The sequence below is a fragment of the Victivallis sp. Marseille-Q1083 genome (assembly GCF_903645315.1).
Lineage (GTDB): Bacteria > Verrucomicrobiota > Lentisphaeria > Victivallales > Victivallaceae > UMGS1518.
In genome coordinates, this window is sequence record NZ_CAHJXL010000001.1 from 3,662,312 (window position 1) to 3,681,619 (window position 19,308).

Here is a 19,308-nt window from a genome sequence, read left to right on the forward strand (position 1 = left end):
AGTCTTCCAATTAAAGATTATCTTCTGGTTGCGGTTCGGGCAAAAATCGGACACTATTATTGACGACAACTCTTGAATGAATTCAAGGTTTCGCATTTTGCTGTTCCACTCTGAAATAGCACTCGCAAACTGTTTTACATGATCCCCTCGGATCAAGGAGCAAACGAACGACGTGCTAAAAAGAACCGAATTTCACAGTCACAGCAAACAGAATCTCCGAAACTACTTAAATCTTATTCACTTGCGGATACCATGTAATCACGTTCCTGGAGCCACACGGCCCGAAGCGCATAGAGCAATTTCTTGCCGATGATCGAAATAGCCCGTTGTGGACTGGCCCCCTTATGAAGCAAGGCTCCATATCTGGCCCGAATCTCCAGATTGTACGACACCGACCTCCACGCCGACTGGATCAGGATGGCATGCAGTTGCTTTTTCTTGCGATTCCCGGCGGATTTGACGGCCTCGTGTTCGCCGCTGCCGACCAACCTCGGTGCGAATCCCACATACGAGCTCAGCGAATCCTTGTCTTCAAAGCGCAGCAAGTCCCACAATTCGGCCTGCAGCATCACCGCCGTATGAAACCCGACGCCAGGTATACTCTGTAGATGCTTCTGTACTTTGTCGCGCTTCAAACGCTTCAGACACCGCCGTTCATCGCGGATCACATGCAGTTTCTCTTCTCTGAGAAAACGCAGTTCCCGCAACATGCTCTGCAAGGCATAATCGTAACGCTTTGCCGCGTCCGCATACATCATTTTCAAAGAACTTCCAGACCAACTTCCAAACTTCAACCCCATAAAATTCAGGTGTCCTTTGATCCGGTTTTTGACCCTGGTTATATTGCCGGTCAGTTTCGTTTCACGTCTGACCAGGTTTCTCAATTCCAAATTATCTTCAGGCGGAATATAGATCCCTTCCAATGTCCGGTTCTCCAGTTCCCGCGCCAATTTTCGGCTGTCCACCGCATCGTTCTTGCGGTCGCGCTCCTTGCCGCTGGTCGGCACGTCCGCCGGGTTGATTACGATATTCTCAATCCCGAGCTCACACAATCGCCGGTGCGCCCAGAATCCGCTGAATCCTGCCTCGTAAACGCTCCGGTACTCGGCGCCCGGATAGTTCATCTTCAGATACTTCGCCAACATCTCAGGGCTCGGATTCATGCTGAACTTGTCCAGTTCACGGTGGCAATGCCGCAAATTCACCACCCAACTTTCCTTGTGCACATCAATTCCGACAAATATCACTTGACCTTCGAACGATACCGTGCTACATTTTCTCATGGCTGATGTCTCCTTTTGTGATGTTTTAACTGTCTGCATGACTCTGTCCGTCAGAGCCGATGTCTTATTTTACAGTATCACATCTTTGAGAATCAGCCTCTTTCATTTCATAACCGCTACCTCATTCCTTTTTACCATAGCAACTGTTTTTTTATATTACGAGGGGGAGCCGGAATCAGCCGGCGGCTCTTCCAGCCGGCTGACCCGGAAACAGTCGCCGCCGATGATTTCCTGAATCTTCACCGGCGTGCCGGTCGGCAACAGTTCGTCGGCCAGCGCTTTGATCTGGCGGGTGCAATTCGGCAGCGCCACCGTCACTTTGCCGGATTCCGAACCGCCCGGAATCGTCAGGTAGACGATGCCGTTGCAGCCGAGGAATTGCCGGTTGTCGATGTTGCCGGACTGCTGCAGCTTCAGCATCAAGTAGATGACCAGCGAGGTCAACACCAGCATCAGCGAGCCGCAGATGAATGCCAGCAGCAGACCGCTCCAGCCTTTGTCTCCCCAGAAGACGCCGCCCCAGCCGAAAAACGTGATAAACGCGACAATGCTTTTCATCGAGAAGAAATTCAAATTGGCCAGGTCGCCTGCCGTTGCGGCATCCGGATTGATATCGACGCTGTCCGGCGCATCCAGCGAAAGATCGTCGCCGCCGTGCAGGCCGACCAGGCTCATAATGAACTGGATCGCGAAAATCGCCGTCCCGACCACGGCCAGGAACAGATAAAAGCTGTGAGCGCCGGACAGGAGCTGTCCGAAATCTTTGAAGAATTGCATCGATTCATCTCCTTGGTTGAAACGGCTTCCAGTCGGTCTATTGTGATTGCCCGAGTATAGTATGACATATTTTAAAAAAATATGCAACTGTTTTGGGAGAAAAAATGCGTTTTTTCGAATAAATTTCACACAATGTTTGCTTTTATTACTCTTCTTCACACAATGTGAAATTTCCAGTGGCGCATCCGGCCGCGGCGCCTCAAGGTCGCCGCCGGATCAATGGCGGCATAATTTCTGCCGGATTTCGCTGCCCAGCGCCATGATTTTATTTCGAACCAATCGCTTTTCGTCTTTCTGAATGGTCAGAATGTAGCTGAACAGCAAATAAACAGCGGCCCCGGCCGAAGAGGCGGCCAGAAGGTACAGAAATAACGCATCCCCCGGAGAAATCACTTTTTTCAGTCCGATCAGTGTAAGGCACATCGGAATGGCCGCGGCGAGCTGCAGCAACGCAATTTTCCAGACCAGGACATAATATTTCATCTTCATGTATCGAAGCAGCAGAGGCAGGATCAGCGCAAAAGTGCTTACGGCTTTGATTCCCAAGGCAATCAGCGTTACGGCGATGAAAGAAAAATACGGCAGCAGAAGCAGGCAGCAGATGACATTCACGCCGGCTTCCGCGATGACGATCCAGGAAATGAATTTATGGTAATCGGCCATAACCAGAAATTTGTCCGGAATACTCCGGAACACCAGAATGATGTAGAGTTCCATGGCAATGATCCGGCATCCCCAGGTGATGAGCGGGTCTTCGATTTTAAAAAGAAACTCCAGCAATTCTCCGCTCATGCATATCAGGGCCAGTGACATGCCGGTTGCCAGGAAACTGTTCCAGCGCATGGAATTCAGCAATATTCTGGACAATTCCGCATATTTCCCCTGGGCGTGCAAACCGGCGGCAGAAAACGCAGCGCCAGGCGCTTGCTGGAACCGGCGAAGGGAACAACGGTCCGGAATAATGTCATTCGTTCCCGATCGGCTGCCAGCCGGCGATATTCGGCGAAACGTTCGGCAATGGAGAAGTTTTCCATTTTGGGGTCTGTCCAGTACCGCAACAGGTAATCGGCATAAAACGAAACCAGGGGGTGGCGGACGCATTCCGGAATGTCGTGATCCCGCCAGAAATCCAGGAACGATATGACGTTGTCGATATGATGGGCCAAAGTGCGCAAATCTTTTTTCGTCATAAGGGGATCGGGCCGGCGGCGATAAAAATAATGGATAAAATAATGGGAGAGGACCCGCTTGGCATAAAACATTACGCGCGGGGTCCATTCATCATCCTCATGCAGGCGGCGGTCGATTTGGAACAACTCGTGATCCAGCAGGAATTGACGGCGGTAAATGCGCAGCCACACCATCAGGTATCCCGTTGCCAACATCGTCTGCAAAGCCGTTGAGCCGTCGATGATGCGGTCCGGCGGCAACAGTTCAAAATGTTGTTTGGTCTGCTGTTGACAATCGTCAGATCCTTCAATGAACGCGGTTCCGCCACAGACGATATCCGGCATCTGATACTGCTCGATCAATTGAGCAAAGGTTTGCAATGCATCCTCGTTCAGCCTGTCATCGCCGTCCAGCCAGACCATATACATGCCCCGGGCATGGCGCAACGCAAAATTCCTGCCGGACGCAACCGAACCGGAACGGGGACGTTCGAACAGCCGGAAACGTTCATCGCCGGCAAACAGCTCCCGGCAGATTCTTTCCGAGCCGTCGGTGCTGGTTTCGATGACTACAATTGCTTCAAAATTTCGATAGGTCTGATGCAATAGAGAATGGGCCGCTTGCGGTAAATAAGCAGCGATATTGCATACCGACACACCCACGGTAAACAGTGGCGGCACGGGCATCCTTTTGTTAGGCATCCATTATTTTGTTTTTCGGACCAGACCGTTATACGGCACTCCGCCGATTTGCCGGCTTAAAATAACCGGGGAAAACGAAATCGCAAGGTGCCTTTTCTGGTTCGATGATTGTTTTGTGAAAATTTCATTTTACTTTTTTTGGGTTTGATTCTCAAACAGTTCCGCCGCCAGCGCGACACAGGCTGCGCATGGATAATGCCGTGCCTGTTTCAATTCCCGGCAGCATACTGCGCCGGCCCGCCTTTGAAACTCGTCATGGATTGCCTGGCGTTTTTCCGCCGGCGCCAACAGCATGGCGGCGTACAACGCGCCGCAAAGCCCCTCCGGCGCTTTTCCGCCGCCGCAACCGTTCAATTCTCCGGCGAGGGTTTCGTCGCCGGCCGCCAGGGCTACGCACTGCGCGCAGTTGCCGCGCTTGGGTGTCTCGGTGAACAATTGTTCCGCTTTTTCTTTTAACATCGGTTTGGAATCCCTTCTGTAAAGTCGCCGCCGCTTACTGTAGCACGGCAGGTAGCCGACGCCAAGCCGTCTGCCGAATTTACCGGGAAGATATTGGCAACGGGAATTGTAAAAAGACGGAAGCTACGGTATATTCCAACGCGATGTGAAACGTAAAATCAATCCAAGTCCGAGGATCGTGAGCGATGGAAGAGGCGATTAAAAAGCTGCTGCACGGATTCCGGAGTTTTCGGGAGAATTATTTTGCCGGAGACTCCGAATTATTTGAACAACTCAAACACGGACAGCGGCCGAAAGCCCTGGTGATCGCCTGTTCCGATTCGCGGGTGGACCCGGCGCTGCTGACCGCCTGCGATCCCGGCGATATTTTCGTCATCCGCAACATTGCCAACCTGGTTCCGCCGTATGAACCGGACAGCCGGCATCACGGGGTCAGCGCCGCCATCGAATATGCGGTAAATTGTCTGAAGGTGGAACATGTCATCATTCTCGGCCATTCCGACTGCGGCGGCATTCATGCCCTGATGGAACGGACCGCCGACCGGCCGGCCGGGGAATTTCTGGAAGCCTGGCTCGATCTGGCCGAACCGGCCAAGCAGGCGGTCTGCCGGCAGTTGCAGACTTCCTCGGACACGACCCGGCACCGGGCTTGCGAAGAAGCGTCGCTGGTGCTGATGCTGGAAAATTTGCTCTCTTTTCCCTGGGTCAGGGAAAAAGTGGAACGCGGCCGGTTGAAGCTGCACGCCTGGTATTTCCATATCGCGACCGGCCGGCTTTTCGGCTTCGACCGCCAGAGCAATGAATTCCATGTGTTGACCGAGGCCGAGAATTGAATTTCCCGCCGGAGCGAGCCATCCGCTCCGGCGGAAGCCGGGCCGTCATAATTTGATCGTCAATTTGCCTTCCAGGAAATCGGCGATATTCTGCAGCGTGATTCGTCCGATGTTCGTCAACGCTTCCCGGGTGAAAAAGGCCTGATGGGAAGTGACCAGCACGTTCGGGAAGGTCAGCAGTCTGGCCAGAATGTCGTCGGCGATGGCCGAGGCGGAAAGGTCTTCGTAAAAATAATCTCCTTCCTCCTCATAGACGTCCAACGCGGCACCGCCGATTTTGTGCTTTTTCAGACCGACGATCAGTGCCGCCGTGTCGATCAGTTTGCCGCGGCTGGTATTGATGATGTAAACGCCGGTTTTCATCTTGGCGATGCTGCGCCGGTTGATCATGTGCTGATTGTCCGGCGTCAACGGACAATGCAGGCTGATGACGTCGCTTCTGGCGTAAAGTTCATCAAGGCTGACGTAATCGTAATGCAGTTCGGCAGCGGCGGCCTGGTTCGGATAGGGGTCGCTGGCCAGAATGTGGACCCCGAGCCCCTGCAGAATCTGAATGAAAGTCAGGCCGATTTTACCGGTGCCGATGACGCCGATGGTTTTGTCGAAGATATCGAAGCCGAGAAAGCCGTTGATCGAGAAGTTGTTGTCGCGCACCCGGTTGTAAGCGCGATGCAGCGAACGGTTCAGCGTCAGCAGCACGCCGAGCGTGTATTCCGCCACCGCCCGCGGCGAGTAGGCCGGAACCCGGGTGACGGTGATATCGTGCCGGTGGGCTGCCGCCAGATCGACGTTGTTGAAGCCGGCGCAGCGCATGGCGATCAATTTGGTTTTTTGTTTGGCAAGCTGTTCCAGCGTTGCCGCCCCCAGGTTGTCATTGACGAAAGCGCAGACGACCGGATAATCGTGCGCCATGCTGACCGAATCCGGATTCAGGCGCGGTTCGAAGAAATGGATATCGAAACCGAACGACTCGTTCTCCTGTTCGAAGAAACGCCGGTCATAAGGTTTGGTGTCGAAAAATGCAATCTTTATGTTGGAAAACTTCATCGCAATCCTCCTGTTTTTTCATTAACCTCTGTATGATAACTATACGTCTTTTTCGGATAATTGCAACCGGAATCGGTTTGTCTCTTGCAATTTATTGAAAACGTGTTAAACTGTAGACGAAGCAGGAGTAGGTCGGTTGTTTTTGGAGCGCTGAAAACAAGGAGGTGGAAAATGTTGAACGTGTATGCCGCGAAGTGGTGTCCGCATTGCAGCCGGACGGTCGAATTCTTGAAAACGCATAAAATTCCGTACAAGTATCACGAAATGGAGGAAGAGCCCGCATCGGTGATCTCCAAGGTTGTCGAAGTGAATGGCGGCGAAGACTGGGTGGTGCCGACGTTGGAATACAATGGTCAATGGCGCCCCGGCCAGGTCTTTTCCGCCGAAAAGCTGGAACGGGATTTGCGGGCGATGGGAGTGATGGAATGAAACAAGCCGATCGGGCGGAGAACTGGACCAAACTGGTTTTCCGCCAGGGCACGCTTTACCGTTTGCCGGAGAAAGAGCTTTTTGTCGTATTGATCAATCACAATCCGTTGAAAGAAGAGTCTCTGCTGTTCCGGTTGTCCCGGGAAGCGGTGGCGGGCGGTTGGCCGCTGAATACCGAACGGATTCCGGTACTCGGCGGCCGTTCTTATTATGTCGATTTGAATTCGGCCGGCGTCGTCACGCTGGATCAACTGATCGAAGTGCGCAAAGTTGGTTTATGGCAGGATTGCGGCGATCTGCCGTCGACGGAGACCGCCGGCATGCTCGGCTTGCTGCTGCGCAATCCGGCGCTGCCGGAGGAGTGGCGGCCGCTGTTGGAAGAGCTGGCTTGAGGCCGCCGAGTCGTTGGAGTATTTTTTCAGATTTTCAGGAGAGCGAAAGATGCATTTGATCCCTGCGGTCGCCAGGCAGGCGACCCGTCCCGGAAGGTTGTTCGTCGGCAAATTGGAAACGATTAAATTGCCGGTGCCGCTGTCGGAGTCGCTGTTGATGCTGGCCGGCAGCCTGGCCGATGAGATGGCGGCGGCCGTCGGCAGCCGGCCCCGGATTGTGCCGGCCGATTGTCCGGTGCCGGGCGGTGCCGTCGAGATCGTCTACGACCCGGCGATGACCGGATTGGAACATTATACGCTGGAGGTTCAGGAGCAGGCGGTCGTCATCCGGTCGAAGACGGAACGGGGTTGTTTTTACGGGATGCAGACGCTGCGTCAGTTGATCCGCGGCGAGGGGGCGTTGCTGCCGTTGACCGCCATCGACGATGAACCCTGTTTTCCGAATCGCGGTTTTTATCACGACTGTACCCGCAGCAAAGTGCCGACTTTGGCGACGCTGATGGCGCTGGTCGACAAACTTGCCTATTACAAAATCAATCAGCTTCAGCTTTATATCGAACATACTTTTGCCTTCGCCGGACATTCCGATATCTGGGCCGGTTGTGATCCGCTGACGGCGGAAGAAATTTTGCAGTTGGACCGCCATTGCCGGCTGCGCCAGGTCGAACTGGTGCCGTCTTTGAGCACATTCGGGCACTTTTACATGGTGCTGCGCAGCAAGCGCAAGGAGCATTTGAACGAATTGCCGGTCAACGCTTCGGAATTGCCATTTTCCTATCACGACCGCATGGCGCACTACACGCTGGACTGCCTGAATCCGGAGTCGTTGGAGCTGGTCCGGAAAATGCTGGCCGAATTCATCCCGCTGTTCAGTTCGCGTTATTTCAATATCTGCTGCGATGAAACCTTCGACCTCGGCAAAGGACGTAACCGGGCGGCGGCTGAAGCGGCCGGCGGCGCCGGGAAGCTTTATCTGGATTTTCTCAGGAAGGTGATCGATATTGTCGGCGGATATGGCAAGACGGCGATGTTCTGGGGCGATGTCATTCTGGAGACGCCGGAATTGATCAAAGCGTTGCCGCCGGGAACCATTGCGCTGGATTGGGATTACAGCATGGAGTCCCGGCGCAACGATACCGGCCGTTTTCAGGCGGCCGAAGTGCCGTTCTATGTTTGTCCGGGCGTCAGCGGCTGGAACCAGTGCGTCGCCAATATCGTCGTGGCGTCGGCCAATATCACCTCCTCGGCGGTCAAAGGAAAGAAATTCGGCGCCATCGGGCTGTTGAATACCGATTGGGGCGATCATGGACATATCAATCCGCTCGGCACCTCGTTCCATGGCCTCGCACATGGCGCCGCTGCCGGTTGGAATCCGGAAGCGGCGCTGGACTTTGCCGCATTCGACCGTGATTTTGAAGTTTTGGAACTGGGATTGCCGTCCGGCGGTTTCTGTGCGCTGTGGCGGGAATTTTTCAATATCGCACTCTGTTCGTGGTGGCATGTCCAGGTGCTGTTCGATCCGTCGCTCGGCATGGATTCGGCGTTCGCCGGTGACGTTCGAAAGGCGACGGCGGGAAAATTACCGGCCGCAATCGCCGAACTGGAAAAATTGCTGGTCAAATTGACTGCGGCGTTATCCGCCGCCGCGCCGTTGGACCCGCTGGAAAAAGCGGAGTTGCTGGTGGGATTTCAAGGACAGTTGCTGATGCATAAAATTATATTGGCGCTGCAGGAGCCGGCGGCCCAACCGCCGTGGCGGACGGCGGATGAATTGCGCAGATACGAACGGGATTTGAGTGATTTGTGGCATCGCCGCAACCGACCGGGCGAATATTTCCGTTTCCGCAGCGAGTTGCTGCAGATCGGGGACGCGCTGGATGCGCTGGGGCGTTCCGGCAATTGAATAGGTTGATTGATTGAAAAATAACTGGAATGGCGGTATTTTATCATTCGCGAAATTCTTTTGACAATATTCGAAGGTTTGACAGAAAATGATGGAGCGCACACAGCTTGTCGATAAGATCAACCGCTTGCGGAAGGAATGCAATGCGGTAATTCTGGCCCACAATTATGTTTTGGGGGAAGTGCAGGAAATTGCCGATTTCGTCGGTGATTCTCTGGAATTGTCGATCAAAGCGGCCGGGGTTACGGCCGGGGTGATCGTCTTTTGCGGGGTCAAATTCATGGCGGAGACGGCGAAAATTCTATCGCCGGAAAAAATGGTCCTTCATCCGGTTCCGCAAGCCGGCTGCCCGATGGCCGACATGGCCACGGCGGAACAGGTGCGGGCGCTGAAAAGGCGGCATCCGGATGCTGTGGTGGTATGTTATGTCAACAGTACGGCTGAAGTCAAGGCAGAGGTGGATATTTGCTGTACTTCCGCCAACGCGGCTAAGATTGTCGCGGCGATTCCGGCCGACCGGGAAATTATTTTCATGCCGGATTGCAACCTCGGCGCCAACATTGCCGCCGAATTGCGGCGGAAGCTGATCTTGTGGCCGGGCTGCTGTCCGGTGCATCAGCGGTTGACGCCGGAGATGGTCCGGCGGCGTCGGCGGGAATTTCCGAATGCCGCACTGTTCGTCCATCCGGAATGCGCGCCGGAGGTGGTGGCGCTGGCCGATGCGGCACTGTCCACTGGCGGCATGCTGCGTTATGTCCGGGAGAGCGAAGCGAAGGAGTTTATCGTCGGGACGGAGCAGGGGATCATCTATCGCCTGGCCAGGGAAAATCCGGACAAGACTTTTGTCGCGCTGTCCGAACAGGCGATTTGCCCGGATATGAAACTGACGACGTTGGAAGACGTGCTAGCCGCGCTGGAGAAGAAACAATATCAGGTCGATTTGCCGGCGGATATTCTGACCCGGGCCAGATTGCCGATCAGCCGGATGCTGGAAGCGTCCGTCTGAGCGCTTCCAGTGCTGCGGTAAAAATAAAAAACTCCGATGAAAGCGCTTTCATCGGAGTTTTTTGCTGCACGGGAACCCGTTCGATCAATCGACCGGCGAAAAATCGCTTTTGCCGGCGCCGCATTCCGGACAGACCCAGTCTTCCGGCAGGTCGGCGAAAGCCGTTCCGGCTTTGATGCCATTGTCGGGATCGCCGACGGCCGGATCGTACACGTAACCGCACACATCACAGACATACTTTTGCATTTCTTAATCCTCCCCGGGTTAATGGTTGTTGCGAGCGACCAACCGGCCGCCCAATTGATTGCCGAATTCAAATGCCCGCGCCAGGTCTTCACCGGTCGGCACATATTTCACCGTCAGCGGCGCCAACGGCTGTTCAACGCCCATATTGGTCAATTCCTGGGCAATCTGTTTGGGGGCTTCGCCGCTCCAGCCGAACGAGCCGAATGCGCCGCCCAGCAGGTTCTGCGGCTTCAGACCGCGCATGTAAGTCAGCACGTCGGCGACGGTCGGGAAAACGTTGTTGTTCATCGTCGGGCTGCCGACGACGAGCAATCCGGCGTCCATCAGCCTGGTCATCACCGCGCTGCGGTCGCTGCTGGCCATGCAGATCTGCTCCACCTCGATTCCGGCCTGGCGGATGCCGTCGGTAATGGAGGCGGCCAATTTTTCGGTCGAATGCCACATCGTGTCGAAGATCACCACCGCCTTGCGTTTGCCCTCCTGCAGCGCGTATTGCCGGTACAGTTCCAGAATCCGGCCGATATCCCTGCGCCACAGCGGACCGTGGTCCGGAGCCAGCAGGCGGATATCCAGATTCAACCCCGGCAACTGGTTCAGCAGGTCCAGAATTTTGGGCGCCTGCAGCAACAGAATGTTGGCGAAATATTTCTTGGCTTCCGTTTCGATGATATACGACGGATATTCATCGGCATAAAGCGGCGTCCCGGCCAGATGCATGCCGAAAGCATCCTGGGAAAAGAGAATCTTTTCGCCATCCAGGTAGCTGACCATACTGTCCGGCCAGTGCAGCATTTTGGTTTCGACAAAGCTTAGGTTGTTGCTGCCCAGGCTGATTTTGTCTCCGGTTTTGACCACCGTCAAATTCAACGCGTCGTGAAAATGCCCCTTCAGGTCTTTTTCGCCCATCGGAGAAGCGAAGACTTTTTCCGGCTGAATGGCCTGGACGGCCGCCGGGAGCGAACCGGAATGATCCATTTCCGAATGATTGGAAACGATATAGTCGATTTTTTTCGGATCGATGACGGAGCTGATACGCGCCATCAATTCACTGAAAAATGGCGCTTTCACCGTATCGATCAGGGTAACCTTCTCATCCAGCACCAAAAAGGCGTTGTAAGTAGTACCCCGCTGGGTGGCATAGCCGTGAAAATTCCGGATGTCCCAGTCGATCGCACCGACCCAATAGACTTTCTCGGTGATTTTCACCGCTTTCAAGTAATCGCTCATCTTCGCATTCTCCTAAATCGTTACCTCAGGCCTGCCACAATCCGTGCAGATTGCAGAATGCCCGCACTACGATATGCGCATGACGCGGCACATAAAATTCCGCTTCCGGCTGTTCGCCCGGCTTCAAATATTTCCGGTTGACGTAAGGCCCGTTGATCACTTCGATCCACTCGATGTAATGCTCCGGCGTCATCGGGTGCGGCACCGAACCGACTTTGACTTTGACGCCTTTTTCATCGCCCTCGACGACCGGGACATGTTTTTCCTTGGCCGCATCGACGGTATTGGCGACGATCTCCTTCATCGGCTGGTCGCCGCATTTCAATTCCAGACATTCCCCGCCGGGGCCGTGCCCGACCACTTCAACGAGAACTCCGTGATCCGCGCTTTGATACATCTTGTTCATAGTCTTACTCCTTAATAAATTAAGTTTAAACGACCTTTTGTCGCTGTCACCTTTTTTTATTTCAGTTCAGCCTGACGACATTTGCGGCAGACGCCGAAAAATTCCAGATAAAAGCCACTGCAGCCGACTTTCGGCAGCACTTCCATCAGCGCCATGTCCACCTGCTGCAACGTCGCTTCATGCAGATCTACCACCGCATCGCATTTTTCACAACGCATGTGATGGTGAAAATGCACATTGCCGTCGAAACGTTTCTGTTTTCCGGTCGTCGCCAGCTTCTGGATGACTCCCAATTGGGAGAGCTGTTCCAGATTGCGATAGACCGTCCCCAAACTGATTTGCGGCATTCGGCGGCGCAGCATGACGTAAAGCTCATCGGCCGTCGGATGAGTGTCGACACTGCGCAACTCCTCTAGAATTGCTTCGCGTTGGGCGGTTTTGTTCATAAAAGTCACCTGAATTGATAATAATTACTACTCTCAATATAGAGTGATTTCCTCAAAAATCAAACCCGGAATAAAAAAATAAATCGCCCGTCCTTTTTTGCCGTCAACCAAAAGTTATCAAAAAACAACTGAGTGAAATTTGTCTTCTGCTCCGTCCGTGAATATATTAACTCCATTCAGCGGCGAATGCCAGTGAAAAATCAAAAAATATTGAAGGTACTTTTATGATTTCGGAAAGTGAAGCCCTGGGAATTGAGAATGAGTTGGCTTCCGCCGATGCCGCGGTGCGTCGCAATGCGTTGTCGGAATTGAAAGAGTTGCTGGATATCAAAAAACTGATGCCGGCGGAACCCGGCCGCGACTGTTTTTTGAATTGTCGTCTTGCGCCGGACTCCGGAGCACCGGCGGCGCATTCGCCGAGCCATCTGGCTTATTTGGCCAGGAAGAACGGCTGGGCGGTGACCGGGCTGCTGGATGAGGCAAAGGGGGCGGAAGAGTTTATCGAGGCGGCCGTCTATCTGAATATCCGGGCCGCCATCGGTTTGAGCGGCTGCCTTGCCGGAGTGGAGGGGACCGGTCCGATGGTTTCATATTCGTGGCGGAAATCCGGACGGATCGAACAGCAGGCGCTGGGAATTCCGGTGAAGCGATTGCGTTTGTGCCTGCAGTTGTTGCAGGAGAAGTTGTCCATCAAGGAATTCAACGATTTCTTCCGGCTCTGCGGCGCTTTGCCGGCAGCGGTCGGATTGACCTGCTGCCCGGACCGCGTTTGGCTGGACTGGCATCGGGACAACGGCACGGCGTTGCTGCACCTGATGCCGGAAGAGGTCGACTGGTGCGATCTGGAACTTTTATTGCAGGAAGCGGCCCGGCGCGGTTTACCGGTCGTCCTGGATTTGCCGCCTGGAAAACGGACGGAAGCGGCGGAGCAGTTGTCGGAGACGAGCCGGAAACGATGCTTTGAAGGCGCGCTGCTGGTTGCCGGACACAGTTTGCTCGCCACCGTGGAAAAAGGGTATGCCGGCGACTGGGCGCAGCATGAATTGCCCGAGCTGGCGGAACGCAACCGTTTTTACAGCGATTTCGGCCGCCGGGTGCTGCCGAATGATTTTATTGCGCTGAAATTTTCTCCGGTGATGTCGCCGCAAGAAATATTCGCGCAACTTTGACGGCCGGTGACTTGACAATTTCCGGCCGGAGAATATAGTAATGGTTCAACGGTTCATGTGGTTGCGCGACGGATTGTCCAGTTGCGCCTGCTGCAGAACACGCAACCTACAAGGAAATAGGAAAGATGGACAAAGCTGCCAAGACGGCAATCGTCACCAAGTATGCCCGGCAGGAAGGCGACACCGGTTCTCCGGAAGTACAGGTCGCGATCCTGACTCAGCGCATCAGCGAACTGACCGAGCATTTGCGCAACAACAAGAAAGATCACAGCACCCGCCGCGGCCTGTTGGCCATGGTCAGCCGCCGCAAAAAGTTGCTGGCTTACCTGGCGCGTACCGATCATGACCGGTATTTGAGCTTGACTGACGAATTGGCGATCCGCCGCAAATAACGGCGATTTCCAAAAGCAGGCGGCGCCCGGAAATTTCCGGGCGCCGCCTGCTTTTTTATTGTTTTACCGCAATCTTACTTTTGAAGCCGCTTTCCGGAGATGGCCTCAATGGCGGCGCGCCGCTTTGACTCTTGCTTTGAATTCATCCCAGCGCTGTTCCTCCAGAATGCGGTGCGGACAGAATTTGCCGCTCCAATCCTGATGCATTTTCAGCGCCTCGTCACTCAATTGATAGCGGTCGAGCAGCCAGGCAGCCAACTTGACGGCATTGGCTTCCGCGCCGCGGTATTCGCCGTCGCGGTCATCATAGCAGCGGCTGCGGCAGATTTCAATGGCGATGCTGTTGGCATTGCCGGGACCGTCGCCGTCGCCGGCATGCCAGCCGCGTTCGTCGTCGCGGAGGATCTGGATGGCGCCGTTTTCATCGACGGCGTAGTGAAACGAAATGTACGCCTTGTCGCGACGGTTGTTCAAATAATTGCGTTCGTTGATGGCCGGGCCGAAATTATAGGTATTGTGAATGGTGACATATTTCAGTTCCTTCATCGGGCCGGGACGTTTGTACTGATTGTTGTATTCGTTGTCGTCGAGCAACTGCTGTTGAACGAGGACGCCGTTGCGCATTTCCAGGTCGGAATCGAAGGCGCTCTGCATATAATTTCCCCACTGATCGACCGCGCAGCCGGTGCCGAAGCAGAGGCTCAGCATGGCGGCCGATGAAGCCAGTAACCAACTGAATGATTTCATTTTGCCAAATTCCTGTTTGTTTTCGCCGAGATATCGGGTAAAATAGTCATGATTCGGCCAAAAAGCAAATCGATAACCGCGTTGACCGGGCGTGTTTTTATTTATCCGGGAATTTCTCGGATTGAAATTTGATTTATAATAAACAGATATTATAGTTACGACGTGGGGTTGTTAGGCAATCCCGTTTTTCACATTTAAACCCTAAAGAGGAATAAAAAATGGCTGCTAAAGTTGATTCCGCTACCTGCACCGGTTGCGAAACCTGTGTCAATACCTGTCCGGTTAATGCGATTGCCATGCAGGATGGCGTCGCCGTTGTCAACGCCGGTGAATGCATCGATTGCGGCGCTTGCGCCGGCGAATGTCCGGTCGAAGCGATTTCGATGGACTGAGTTCCGCCGTTGTCTGCAGTGAAAAGCCGGAGTGCCTGCCGCACTCCGGTTTTTTTTTGCCTGTGTGATTTATCCTAGACCCCCGAAAACGGGCTTCCATCGTTCCGCATGACCGCCCCGGCGTGAGATTGGTGCCGTCACATGCCGGGGCTGTTTCCATTTGTGGCTGGGATCGTTATTCCACTTCTGTAAAACTTCTTTTTTGTTCTGATATATTCTTTCCATTTACAGCAATCATTTAGATGAAGCATTACATCGCGAGTGGGCGGCATAAGCAAAAGTCCCGCGACATCTTTTTTACCCCAAAAATCCAGTAGCCATTTTGAGGTTTCTTGCTGTGTGACACCGCCTGCTGAAAGTATGATATCTAAATCAGCCAGGCGGACTTTTCTTTTAATATCAACTGCGTTTAAGGCACTAATAATTTCTCTTGTCCTTTGCCCGACAGCGTTTCTGTAATGAAGCAATTCACCAATATTGATCTCCCTGCTCAACTCCATGATTTCATCATCAGAGAGGGCATTGCCGGTATCTGTAATTGCAACGTTTAGCCGCTTTTTCCATTCTTGATTAAATATCTGTTCTTTCTGGGCGACCAATATATTCATTGTCAAATCTTCAAGTCTGGCGATATGCCATAAAACCCACGCTATTGTTTCATCTTTGCTTGTCGGCATAATAGCATATTCGTTCCTATCCAAATCGCACAATAGATCATCAACTTCGTTTTTTTCTGTATTCGATACGCTGGAAAGATGTAGTTTCGCATGAATTTCTAAAAACAGAGCCTTGGACCGTTCTAGCTCTGCTGCCTTGCGGATCATATGACTTAATTCTTTGTGCTGTTCGCTTAATCCATTTCCAAAATACTTCATGTATGTTCTTCCCCGTTTGCTAAACGACACCTTATTTGCCAGAGGCATCCAAACCTAACTCAGCCAAGGTCAGCGCAGGCCATTGTATTGCAGAAGCAGCATGGTCAGATCGTCGGATTGCGGCGCGTTGCCGGCATGCGCCCGGACGGCCTGAAGGATTGCTTCGATCAGCTCCCGCGGCGTCCGGCAGGAACCTGCCGCCGCTTCCGCCGCCGCTTTCAAACGTTGTTCGCCCCAGAGTTCGCCGTCGGCGTTCATCGCCTCGGTGACGCCGTCGGTGTAAAGAAGCAGCCGGTCGCCGGGCGTCAGTTTCACCGTCCCGAGCTGATAAACGCCTTCCTGCTGCGGCATGGTTCCCAACGGCATGCCCGGCGGCAGCACGAAGAATTCGGCGGAGTGGTCGGCATGCAGCAGCAGCGGCGGGTTGTGGCCGGCGTTGCTGAAGGTGAAAACCCCCGAGACGCAGTCCAGGATGCCGCAGAAGACGGTGAGGAACATCGTGGCGGCATTGCTCTTGGCCAAGACGTTATTCGCTTTCAGCAGAACCTGGTCCGGCGGCGACTGCTGCAGGGCCAGCCCCTGCAGGATCGTGTGGGCGGTCGCCATGAACAGTGCCGCCGGAATTCCTTTGCCGGCGACATCGCCGACGCAGCAATACAAATGCCGGTCATCGGTCAAAACGAAATCGTACAGGTCGCCGCCGACTTCCCGGGCCGGAATGACCAGCGCGTAAAGCGCGATTTCCGGGTGGCCGGGGAGGGAATTGGCGGCGTCCGGCAACATTGATTGCTGAATTTCGGTCGCCACCCGCAGATCGTTTTCGATCCGCTGTTCGCGCAAAGTTGCCGCTTCAAGATTCTGAATGTATTGTTTCAAATTGGCCGACATGCTGTTCAGAGTTCCGGCCAGCTCTTCCAGTTCGTCGCCGGTGTGCAGCGTAATTTGACAGTCGAGATCGCCGCTGCCGATCTGATCGGTGGCCTGTTTCAGCAGCGCCATCGGCCTGGTCAAACGGTTGGACAGGACGTAACCGCAACTCAACGCGACCGCCAGAATGCCGGCGGAACTGAGGATGTACATGAACAGTTGATGGTGGATGGACAACTGGAATTCCTCTTCCAGCCGGTTGCTTTCGGTGGCGATGGTTTCTTCGATGCAGTGCGACTGTTTCAGAATATCCGCTTCCGGCAGCACGACCGCCAGGCTCCAGTCGGTACTGGCCACCGGCGCATAACCGACATAATAGACCGTATCGCCGAGCGGCAGCCGCAGGCAGCCGCTGTTCAGTGCGATCATCTCTGCGGCCAACTGCTGCAACTGCGTTTCTTCGCTGTGCAGAAGATTGACCAGGTCGACCTGCAAATTCCAGCCCTGGCCCAGCAAATCCATGCCCTCCTGGGCGATGATTTCACCGCTGTCGTTCAGGAGGAATGCCGAGCCCCGGCGCATCTCCTGGGTACTGATGAAGTCATGGATTACCGCTTCCACGCTGATGTCCAGCGCGAGAACGCCGAACAATTTGCCGTCGGCGTCCTGAATGGCCCGGCTGCAACTGATGACCAGCTTGTTGTCCAGCGAGGCGGAGGCGTAAGGCGCCGACCAGCAGGTTTCCCCCGGGTGGGCGGCGGCGCTTTTAAACCAGCCCCGCTGGCGCGGATCATAAGCCAGCGGGGTATGGCTCCAGGGATACTGCAGCTCCACGCCGTCGACCGTCCCCAGGTAGGCCAGAACAACCGAATCGAGGTTGGCAAACATGAATTTGAACATTTCATGCAGTTGCGACAGCGGCGGCATGGCCGCCTGGACGGTCTCCGTCGCGACTTCCGGCGCGAAATAGAGCGAAGAATATTGCCGCTTGTCCAGCGGCGGCGTGTTTACGGCCGAATAGAGCAGTACATTGCCGCCGGCATGCGGCCGCGCCATCAACTCCCGGCTGAGTGCCGCGGCGCTTTCCACTTCGGCGGCGATATGCTTGAATTTGACATCGGTAATGGCGGCTTGGTCGGTCGCGAAATCGCGCAAATGGGTGCGGGCCATGCCGATCAATGCCGTCCGGCTGTCCCGGACGGCATTGTCGCCGATTGCCTGGCATTGCGCCAATGCTTTGGCGTTCAAACCGACCAGGCTGCGGAATGACAGAATCCACAGGACGATAAAAGTGGCCAGCAAAGGCAACAGGATTGCCAGTAAAATTTTCGTTCGGATGCCGATTTTCATATATTCTCCTCCGTCCCGGTCAAAATACCATCGGCCCCGGACAGATTCAATCGATCAATTGCGGAAAATCATCGGAAAGAATGGAGCGGGTGACCGGAGTCGAACCGGCGTCGCCAGCTTGGGAAGCTGGAGCATGACCGTTTTGCTACACCCGCGATTCGGTACGCCTTTCAATTTAATCTTGATTCGGATGATGTCAAGCTCGGAAATGAAAAAACTGCCGATTCCGGTTGCAAACCGCCGAAAGCGGAGTATCGTAAATGCCGTCACTGGCAGAGAAAGAAAAAATTCATGCTAATCGGCATTCTCTGGGGACTGGCGACCGCCGGAATCCAGGCTTTTTGCTACTTGCTGGCCAGGCATTATCTGACCAGGTACGGCTCCCCCCGGCAATTGTTGTTTGTTTCCCAGTTGTTTCTGGGGATTTTTTCGCTTTTCGGGGTGGGGATATTATTGCCGGGCGAGTTGCTGAAACAATGGCAGCTTTATCCGGCCTGGCTGTTGTGTTCCGGCGGTTATCTGGTCGGACAATTCACCTTTTTTGCTGCGCAGCGCAAAGTCGAAAGTTCCCGCCTGGCTTCGCTTTACAGCGTCAAGATGATCGTCGTGGCGATTTTTTCCGCCTGGATCATCGGCGAGGCGCTGAATCCGGGACGCTGGCTGGGCATCCTGTTGGCCGTCGCGGCGGTCTTCATCATCAATTATTCCCGGCAAAGTGGTTTCGATTGCCGCGGACTGGGGGTGCTGGCGGTCGCCATCGTCGGTTTTGCGCTGTCCGATATCGGGGCTAAATTGCTGCTGGACCGGGAACGGGCGCTGGGGATGTCGTTTGTGGCGGCCGGAATGCTGACCGTGTCGCTGAACTTCCTGCTGGCGGCGGTTCTGCTGCTGCCGGCCATCGGCAAACACTTGCCGCCGTGGCACGGTTTCCGGCCGGCTTTGCCCTATGCGGTCTGCTGGTATGCCGGGGTGATGGGCACTTTTGTCTGCATGGGGATCCTGGGCGCGACGTTCGGCAATGTCGTACAGTCGAGCCGGGGCATTATCGCCTTGCTGCTCGGTATCCTGGTCGCCCGGTTGGGATATGGTCACCTGGAAAGCAGGGCGACGCGGCAGGTGTGGATCCAAAGAAGCGTCGGCGCCGGTCTGATGTGCGGCGCCATTGCCCTGTTCGCTCTGAATTCCTGAACG

22 protein-coding genes and 1 tRNA gene are annotated in these 19,308 nt (G+C 54.5%); 9 read left to right on the forward strand and 14 right to left on the reverse strand.

All coding sequences use genetic code 11. From position 1 onward, the window contains the following. Nucleotides 1–233: 233 nt before the first annotated feature. The 5 genes from HWX74_RS15135 to HWX74_RS15155 all read right to left on the reverse strand — a co-directional run bounded on the left by HWX74_RS15135 (nucleotide 234) and on the right by HWX74_RS15155 (nucleotide 4,390). Nucleotides 234–1,283, reverse strand: coding sequence for an IS110 family transposase (locus HWX74_RS15135; RefSeq protein ID WP_176011898.1), 1,050 nt, complete (start codon nucleotides 1,281–1,283; stop codon nucleotides 234–236). A gap of 156 nt (nucleotides 1,284–1,439) precedes the next feature. Beyond that, nucleotides 1,440–2,060 (reverse strand): hypothetical protein, encoded by a 621-nt coding sequence (locus HWX74_RS15140; RefSeq protein ID WP_176014336.1) that lies wholly within the window; start codon nucleotides 2,058–2,060, stop codon nucleotides 1,440–1,442. Nucleotides 2,061–2,276: 216 nt separating this feature from the next. Continuing rightward, nucleotides 2,277–2,927, reverse strand: a complete 651-nt coding sequence (locus tag HWX74_RS15145) for a hypothetical protein (RefSeq protein ID WP_176014337.1) — start codon at nucleotides 2,925–2,927, stop codon at nucleotides 2,277–2,279. Then, the gene (locus tag HWX74_RS15150; protein WP_176014338.1) at nucleotides 2,909–3,910 is read right to left on the reverse strand and encodes a glycosyltransferase; all 1,002 of its coding nucleotides are present in this window, start codon (nucleotides 3,908–3,910) and stop codon (nucleotides 2,909–2,911) included. The genes HWX74_RS15145 and HWX74_RS15150 overlap by 19 nt, the downstream gene beginning before the upstream one ends. 150 nt (nucleotides 3,911–4,060) lie before the next feature. Continuing rightward, nucleotides 4,061–4,390, reverse strand: coding sequence for a C-GCAxxG-C-C family protein (locus HWX74_RS15155; RefSeq protein ID WP_176014339.1), 330 nt, complete (start codon nucleotides 4,388–4,390; stop codon nucleotides 4,061–4,063). A 185-nt stretch (nucleotides 4,391–4,575) separates the two neighbouring features. Here HWX74_RS15155 and HWX74_RS15160 point away from each other — a divergent pair, with 185 nt between their 5' ends. After that, nucleotides 4,576–5,223 (forward strand): carbonic anhydrase, encoded by a 648-nt coding sequence (locus HWX74_RS15160; RefSeq protein ID WP_176014340.1) that lies wholly within the window; start codon nucleotides 4,576–4,578, stop codon nucleotides 5,221–5,223. A gap of 45 nt (nucleotides 5,224–5,268) precedes the next feature. On the opposite strand, the gene HWX74_RS15165 is transcribed toward HWX74_RS15160, so the two are convergent. After that, nucleotides 5,269–6,270, reverse strand: coding sequence for a 2-hydroxyacid dehydrogenase (locus HWX74_RS15165; protein WP_254872328.1), 1,002 nt, complete (start codon nucleotides 6,268–6,270; stop codon nucleotides 5,269–5,271). A 171-nt stretch (nucleotides 6,271–6,441) separates the two neighbouring features. On the opposite strand from HWX74_RS15165, the gene HWX74_RS15170 reads away from it, so the two are divergent. The 4 genes from HWX74_RS15170 to nadA all read left to right on the forward strand — a co-directional run bounded on the left by HWX74_RS15170 (nucleotide 6,442) and on the right by nadA (nucleotide 10,000). Further along, on the forward strand, nucleotides 6,442–6,699 hold the full coding sequence (locus HWX74_RS15170) for a glutaredoxin domain-containing protein (protein WP_176014341.1): 258 nt from the start codon (nucleotides 6,442–6,444) through the stop codon (nucleotides 6,697–6,699). Further along, the gene (locus HWX74_RS15175) at nucleotides 6,696–7,091 is read left to right on the forward strand and encodes a hypothetical protein (RefSeq protein WP_176014342.1); all 396 of its coding nucleotides are present in this window, start codon (nucleotides 6,696–6,698) and stop codon (nucleotides 7,089–7,091) included. Before HWX74_RS15170 ends, HWX74_RS15175 begins: the two co-directional genes overlap by 4 nt. Before the next feature lie 49 nt (nucleotides 7,092–7,140). Beyond that, entirely contained in the window at nucleotides 7,141–8,994 is a 1,854-nt protein-coding gene (locus HWX74_RS15180) for a glycoside hydrolase family 20 zincin-like fold domain-containing protein (protein WP_176014343.1), read from the forward strand. 91 nt (nucleotides 8,995–9,085) lie between these two features. After that, nucleotides 9,086–10,000, forward strand: coding sequence for a quinolinate synthase NadA (gene nadA / locus HWX74_RS15185; RefSeq protein ID WP_368506830.1), 915 nt, complete (start codon nucleotides 9,086–9,088; stop codon nucleotides 9,998–10,000). Nucleotides 10,001–10,084: 84 nt separating this feature from the next. On the opposite strand, the gene rd is transcribed toward nadA, so the two are convergent. Genes rd through HWX74_RS15205 form a run of 4 tightly spaced genes read right to left on the reverse strand, consistent with a single transcriptional unit; the run spans nucleotide 10,085 to nucleotide 12,325 of the window. Beyond that, complete coding sequence (gene rd, locus HWX74_RS15190) at nucleotides 10,085–10,246, reverse strand: rubredoxin (protein ID WP_176014345.1); 162 nt, start codon at nucleotides 10,244–10,246, stop codon at nucleotides 10,085–10,087. A gap of 18 nt (nucleotides 10,247–10,264) precedes the next feature. After that, nucleotides 10,265–11,473 (reverse strand): FprA family A-type flavoprotein, encoded by a 1,209-nt coding sequence (locus tag HWX74_RS15195; protein WP_217704973.1) that lies wholly within the window; start codon nucleotides 11,471–11,473, stop codon nucleotides 10,265–10,267. 25 nt (nucleotides 11,474–11,498) lie between these two features. Continuing rightward, complete coding sequence (locus HWX74_RS15200) at nucleotides 11,499–11,879, reverse strand: desulfoferrodoxin family protein (protein WP_176014346.1); 381 nt, start codon at nucleotides 11,877–11,879, stop codon at nucleotides 11,499–11,501. A 56-nt stretch (nucleotides 11,880–11,935) separates the two neighbouring features. Beyond that, complete coding sequence (locus tag HWX74_RS15205; RefSeq protein WP_176014347.1) at nucleotides 11,936–12,325, reverse strand: transcriptional repressor; 390 nt, start codon at nucleotides 12,323–12,325, stop codon at nucleotides 11,936–11,938. Between the two features lie 224 nt (nucleotides 12,326–12,549). Between HWX74_RS15205 and HWX74_RS15210 the strand changes: the two genes are divergently transcribed. Both HWX74_RS15210 and rpsO read left to right on the forward strand, forming a co-directional pair. Continuing rightward, nucleotides 12,550–13,494 (forward strand): hypothetical protein, encoded by a 945-nt coding sequence (locus tag HWX74_RS15210; RefSeq protein ID WP_176014348.1) that lies wholly within the window; start codon nucleotides 12,550–12,552, stop codon nucleotides 13,492–13,494. Nucleotides 13,495–13,619: 125 nt separating this feature from the next. Further along, nucleotides 13,620–13,886 carry a 30S ribosomal protein S15 gene (gene rpsO / locus HWX74_RS15215; RefSeq protein WP_176014349.1) on the forward strand — a complete coding sequence of 89 codons (267 nt, stop codon included), beginning with the start codon at nucleotides 13,620–13,622 and terminating at the stop codon, nucleotides 13,884–13,886. Nucleotides 13,887–13,991: 105 nt separating this feature from the next. Here the strand turns inward: rpsO and HWX74_RS15220 are convergent, their stop codons facing one another. Further along, on the reverse strand, nucleotides 13,992–14,633 hold the full coding sequence (locus HWX74_RS15220; protein ID WP_176014350.1) for an N-acetylmuramoyl-L-alanine amidase family protein: 642 nt from the start codon (nucleotides 14,631–14,633) through the stop codon (nucleotides 13,992–13,994). Between the two features lie 218 nt (nucleotides 14,634–14,851). Between HWX74_RS15220 and HWX74_RS15225 the strand changes: the two genes are divergently transcribed. Next, complete coding sequence (locus tag HWX74_RS15225) at nucleotides 14,852–15,025, forward strand: 4Fe-4S binding protein (protein WP_176014351.1); 174 nt, start codon at nucleotides 14,852–14,854, stop codon at nucleotides 15,023–15,025. Nucleotides 15,026–15,162: 137 nt separating this feature from the next. On the opposite strand, the gene HWX74_RS15230 is transcribed toward HWX74_RS15225, so the two are convergent. From HWX74_RS15230 to HWX74_RS15240, 3 genes are all read right to left on the reverse strand, one after another. Further along, complete coding sequence (locus HWX74_RS15230; RefSeq protein WP_176014352.1) at nucleotides 15,163–15,900, reverse strand: DinB family protein; 738 nt, start codon at nucleotides 15,898–15,900, stop codon at nucleotides 15,163–15,165. 69 nt (nucleotides 15,901–15,969) lie between these two features. Then, entirely contained in the window at nucleotides 15,970–18,117 is a 2,148-nt protein-coding gene (locus tag HWX74_RS15235; protein WP_176014353.1) for a SpoIIE family protein phosphatase, read from the reverse strand. 81 nt (nucleotides 18,118–18,198) lie between these two features. Next, a tRNA-Gly gene (locus HWX74_RS15240) sits at nucleotides 18,199–18,272 on the reverse strand. Between the two features lie 136 nt (nucleotides 18,273–18,408). On the opposite strand from HWX74_RS15240, the gene HWX74_RS15245 reads away from it, so the two are divergent. Further along, nucleotides 18,409–19,305 carry a DMT family transporter gene (locus HWX74_RS15245; protein ID WP_176014354.1) on the forward strand — a complete coding sequence of 299 codons (897 nt, stop codon included), beginning with the start codon at nucleotides 18,409–18,411 and terminating at the stop codon, nucleotides 19,303–19,305. The last annotated feature ends 3 nt before the right edge of the window (nucleotides 19,306–19,308 follow it).

Excerpts from the sequence above, each read along its gene's own strand:
- HWX74_RS15210 (WP_176014348.1), top strand. The coding sequence starts at position 12,550 with ATGATTTCGGAAAGTGAAGCCCTGGGAATTGAGAATGAGTTGGCTTCC.
- HWX74_RS15235 (WP_176014353.1), bottom strand. The coding sequence starts at position 18,117 with ATGAAAATCGGCATCCGAACGAAAATTTTACTGGCAATCCTGTTGCCT.
- nadA (WP_368506830.1), top strand. The coding sequence starts at position 9,086 with ATGGAGCGCACACAGCTTGTCGATAAGATCAACCGCTTGCGGAAGGAA.
- HWX74_RS15175 (WP_176014342.1), top strand. The coding sequence starts at position 6,696 with ATGAAACAAGCCGATCGGGCGGAGAACTGGACCAAACTGGTTTTCCGC.
- HWX74_RS15230 (WP_176014352.1), bottom strand. The coding sequence starts at position 15,900 with ATGAAGTATTTTGGAAATGGATTAAGCGAACAGCACAAAGAATTAAGT.
- HWX74_RS15155 (WP_176014339.1), bottom strand. The coding sequence starts at position 4,390 with ATGTTAAAAGAAAAAGCGGAACAATTGTTCACCGAGACACCCAAGCGC.
- HWX74_RS15135 (WP_176011898.1), bottom strand. The coding sequence starts at position 1,283 with ATGAGAAAATGTAGCACGGTATCGTTCGAAGGTCAAGTGATATTTGTC.
- HWX74_RS15220 (WP_176014350.1), bottom strand. The coding sequence starts at position 14,633 with ATGAAATCATTCAGTTGGTTACTGGCTTCATCGGCCGCCATGCTGAGC.
- HWX74_RS15140 (WP_176014336.1), bottom strand. The coding sequence starts at position 2,060 with ATGCAATTCTTCAAAGATTTCGGACAGCTCCTGTCCGGCGCTCACAGC.
- HWX74_RS15245 (WP_176014354.1), top strand. The coding sequence starts at position 18,409 with ATGCTAATCGGCATTCTCTGGGGACTGGCGACCGCCGGAATCCAGGCT.
- HWX74_RS15200 (WP_176014346.1), bottom strand. The coding sequence starts at position 11,879 with ATGAACAAGATGTATCAAAGCGCGGATCACGGAGTTCTCGTTGAAGTG.
- HWX74_RS15195 (WP_217704973.1), bottom strand. The coding sequence starts at position 11,473 with ATGAGCGATTACTTGAAAGCGGTGAAAATCACCGAGAAAGTCTATTGG.
- HWX74_RS15170 (WP_176014341.1), top strand. The coding sequence starts at position 6,442 with ATGTTGAACGTGTATGCCGCGAAGTGGTGTCCGCATTGCAGCCGGACG.
- HWX74_RS15205 (WP_176014347.1), bottom strand. The coding sequence starts at position 12,325 with ATGAACAAAACCGCCCAACGCGAAGCAATTCTAGAGGAGTTGCGCAGT.
- rd (WP_176014345.1), bottom strand. The coding sequence starts at position 10,246 with ATGCAAAAGTATGTCTGTGATGTGTGCGGTTACGTGTACGATCCGGCC.
- rpsO (WP_176014349.1), top strand. The coding sequence starts at position 13,620 with ATGGACAAAGCTGCCAAGACGGCAATCGTCACCAAGTATGCCCGGCAG.
- HWX74_RS15180 (WP_176014343.1), top strand. The coding sequence starts at position 7,141 with ATGCATTTGATCCCTGCGGTCGCCAGGCAGGCGACCCGTCCCGGAAGG.
- HWX74_RS15165 (WP_254872328.1), bottom strand. The coding sequence starts at position 6,270 with ATGAAGTTTTCCAACATAAAGATTGCATTTTTCGACACCAAACCTTAT.
- HWX74_RS15160 (WP_176014340.1), top strand. The coding sequence starts at position 4,576 with ATGGAAGAGGCGATTAAAAAGCTGCTGCACGGATTCCGGAGTTTTCGG.
- HWX74_RS15225 (WP_176014351.1), top strand. The coding sequence starts at position 14,852 with ATGGCTGCTAAAGTTGATTCCGCTACCTGCACCGGTTGCGAAACCTGT.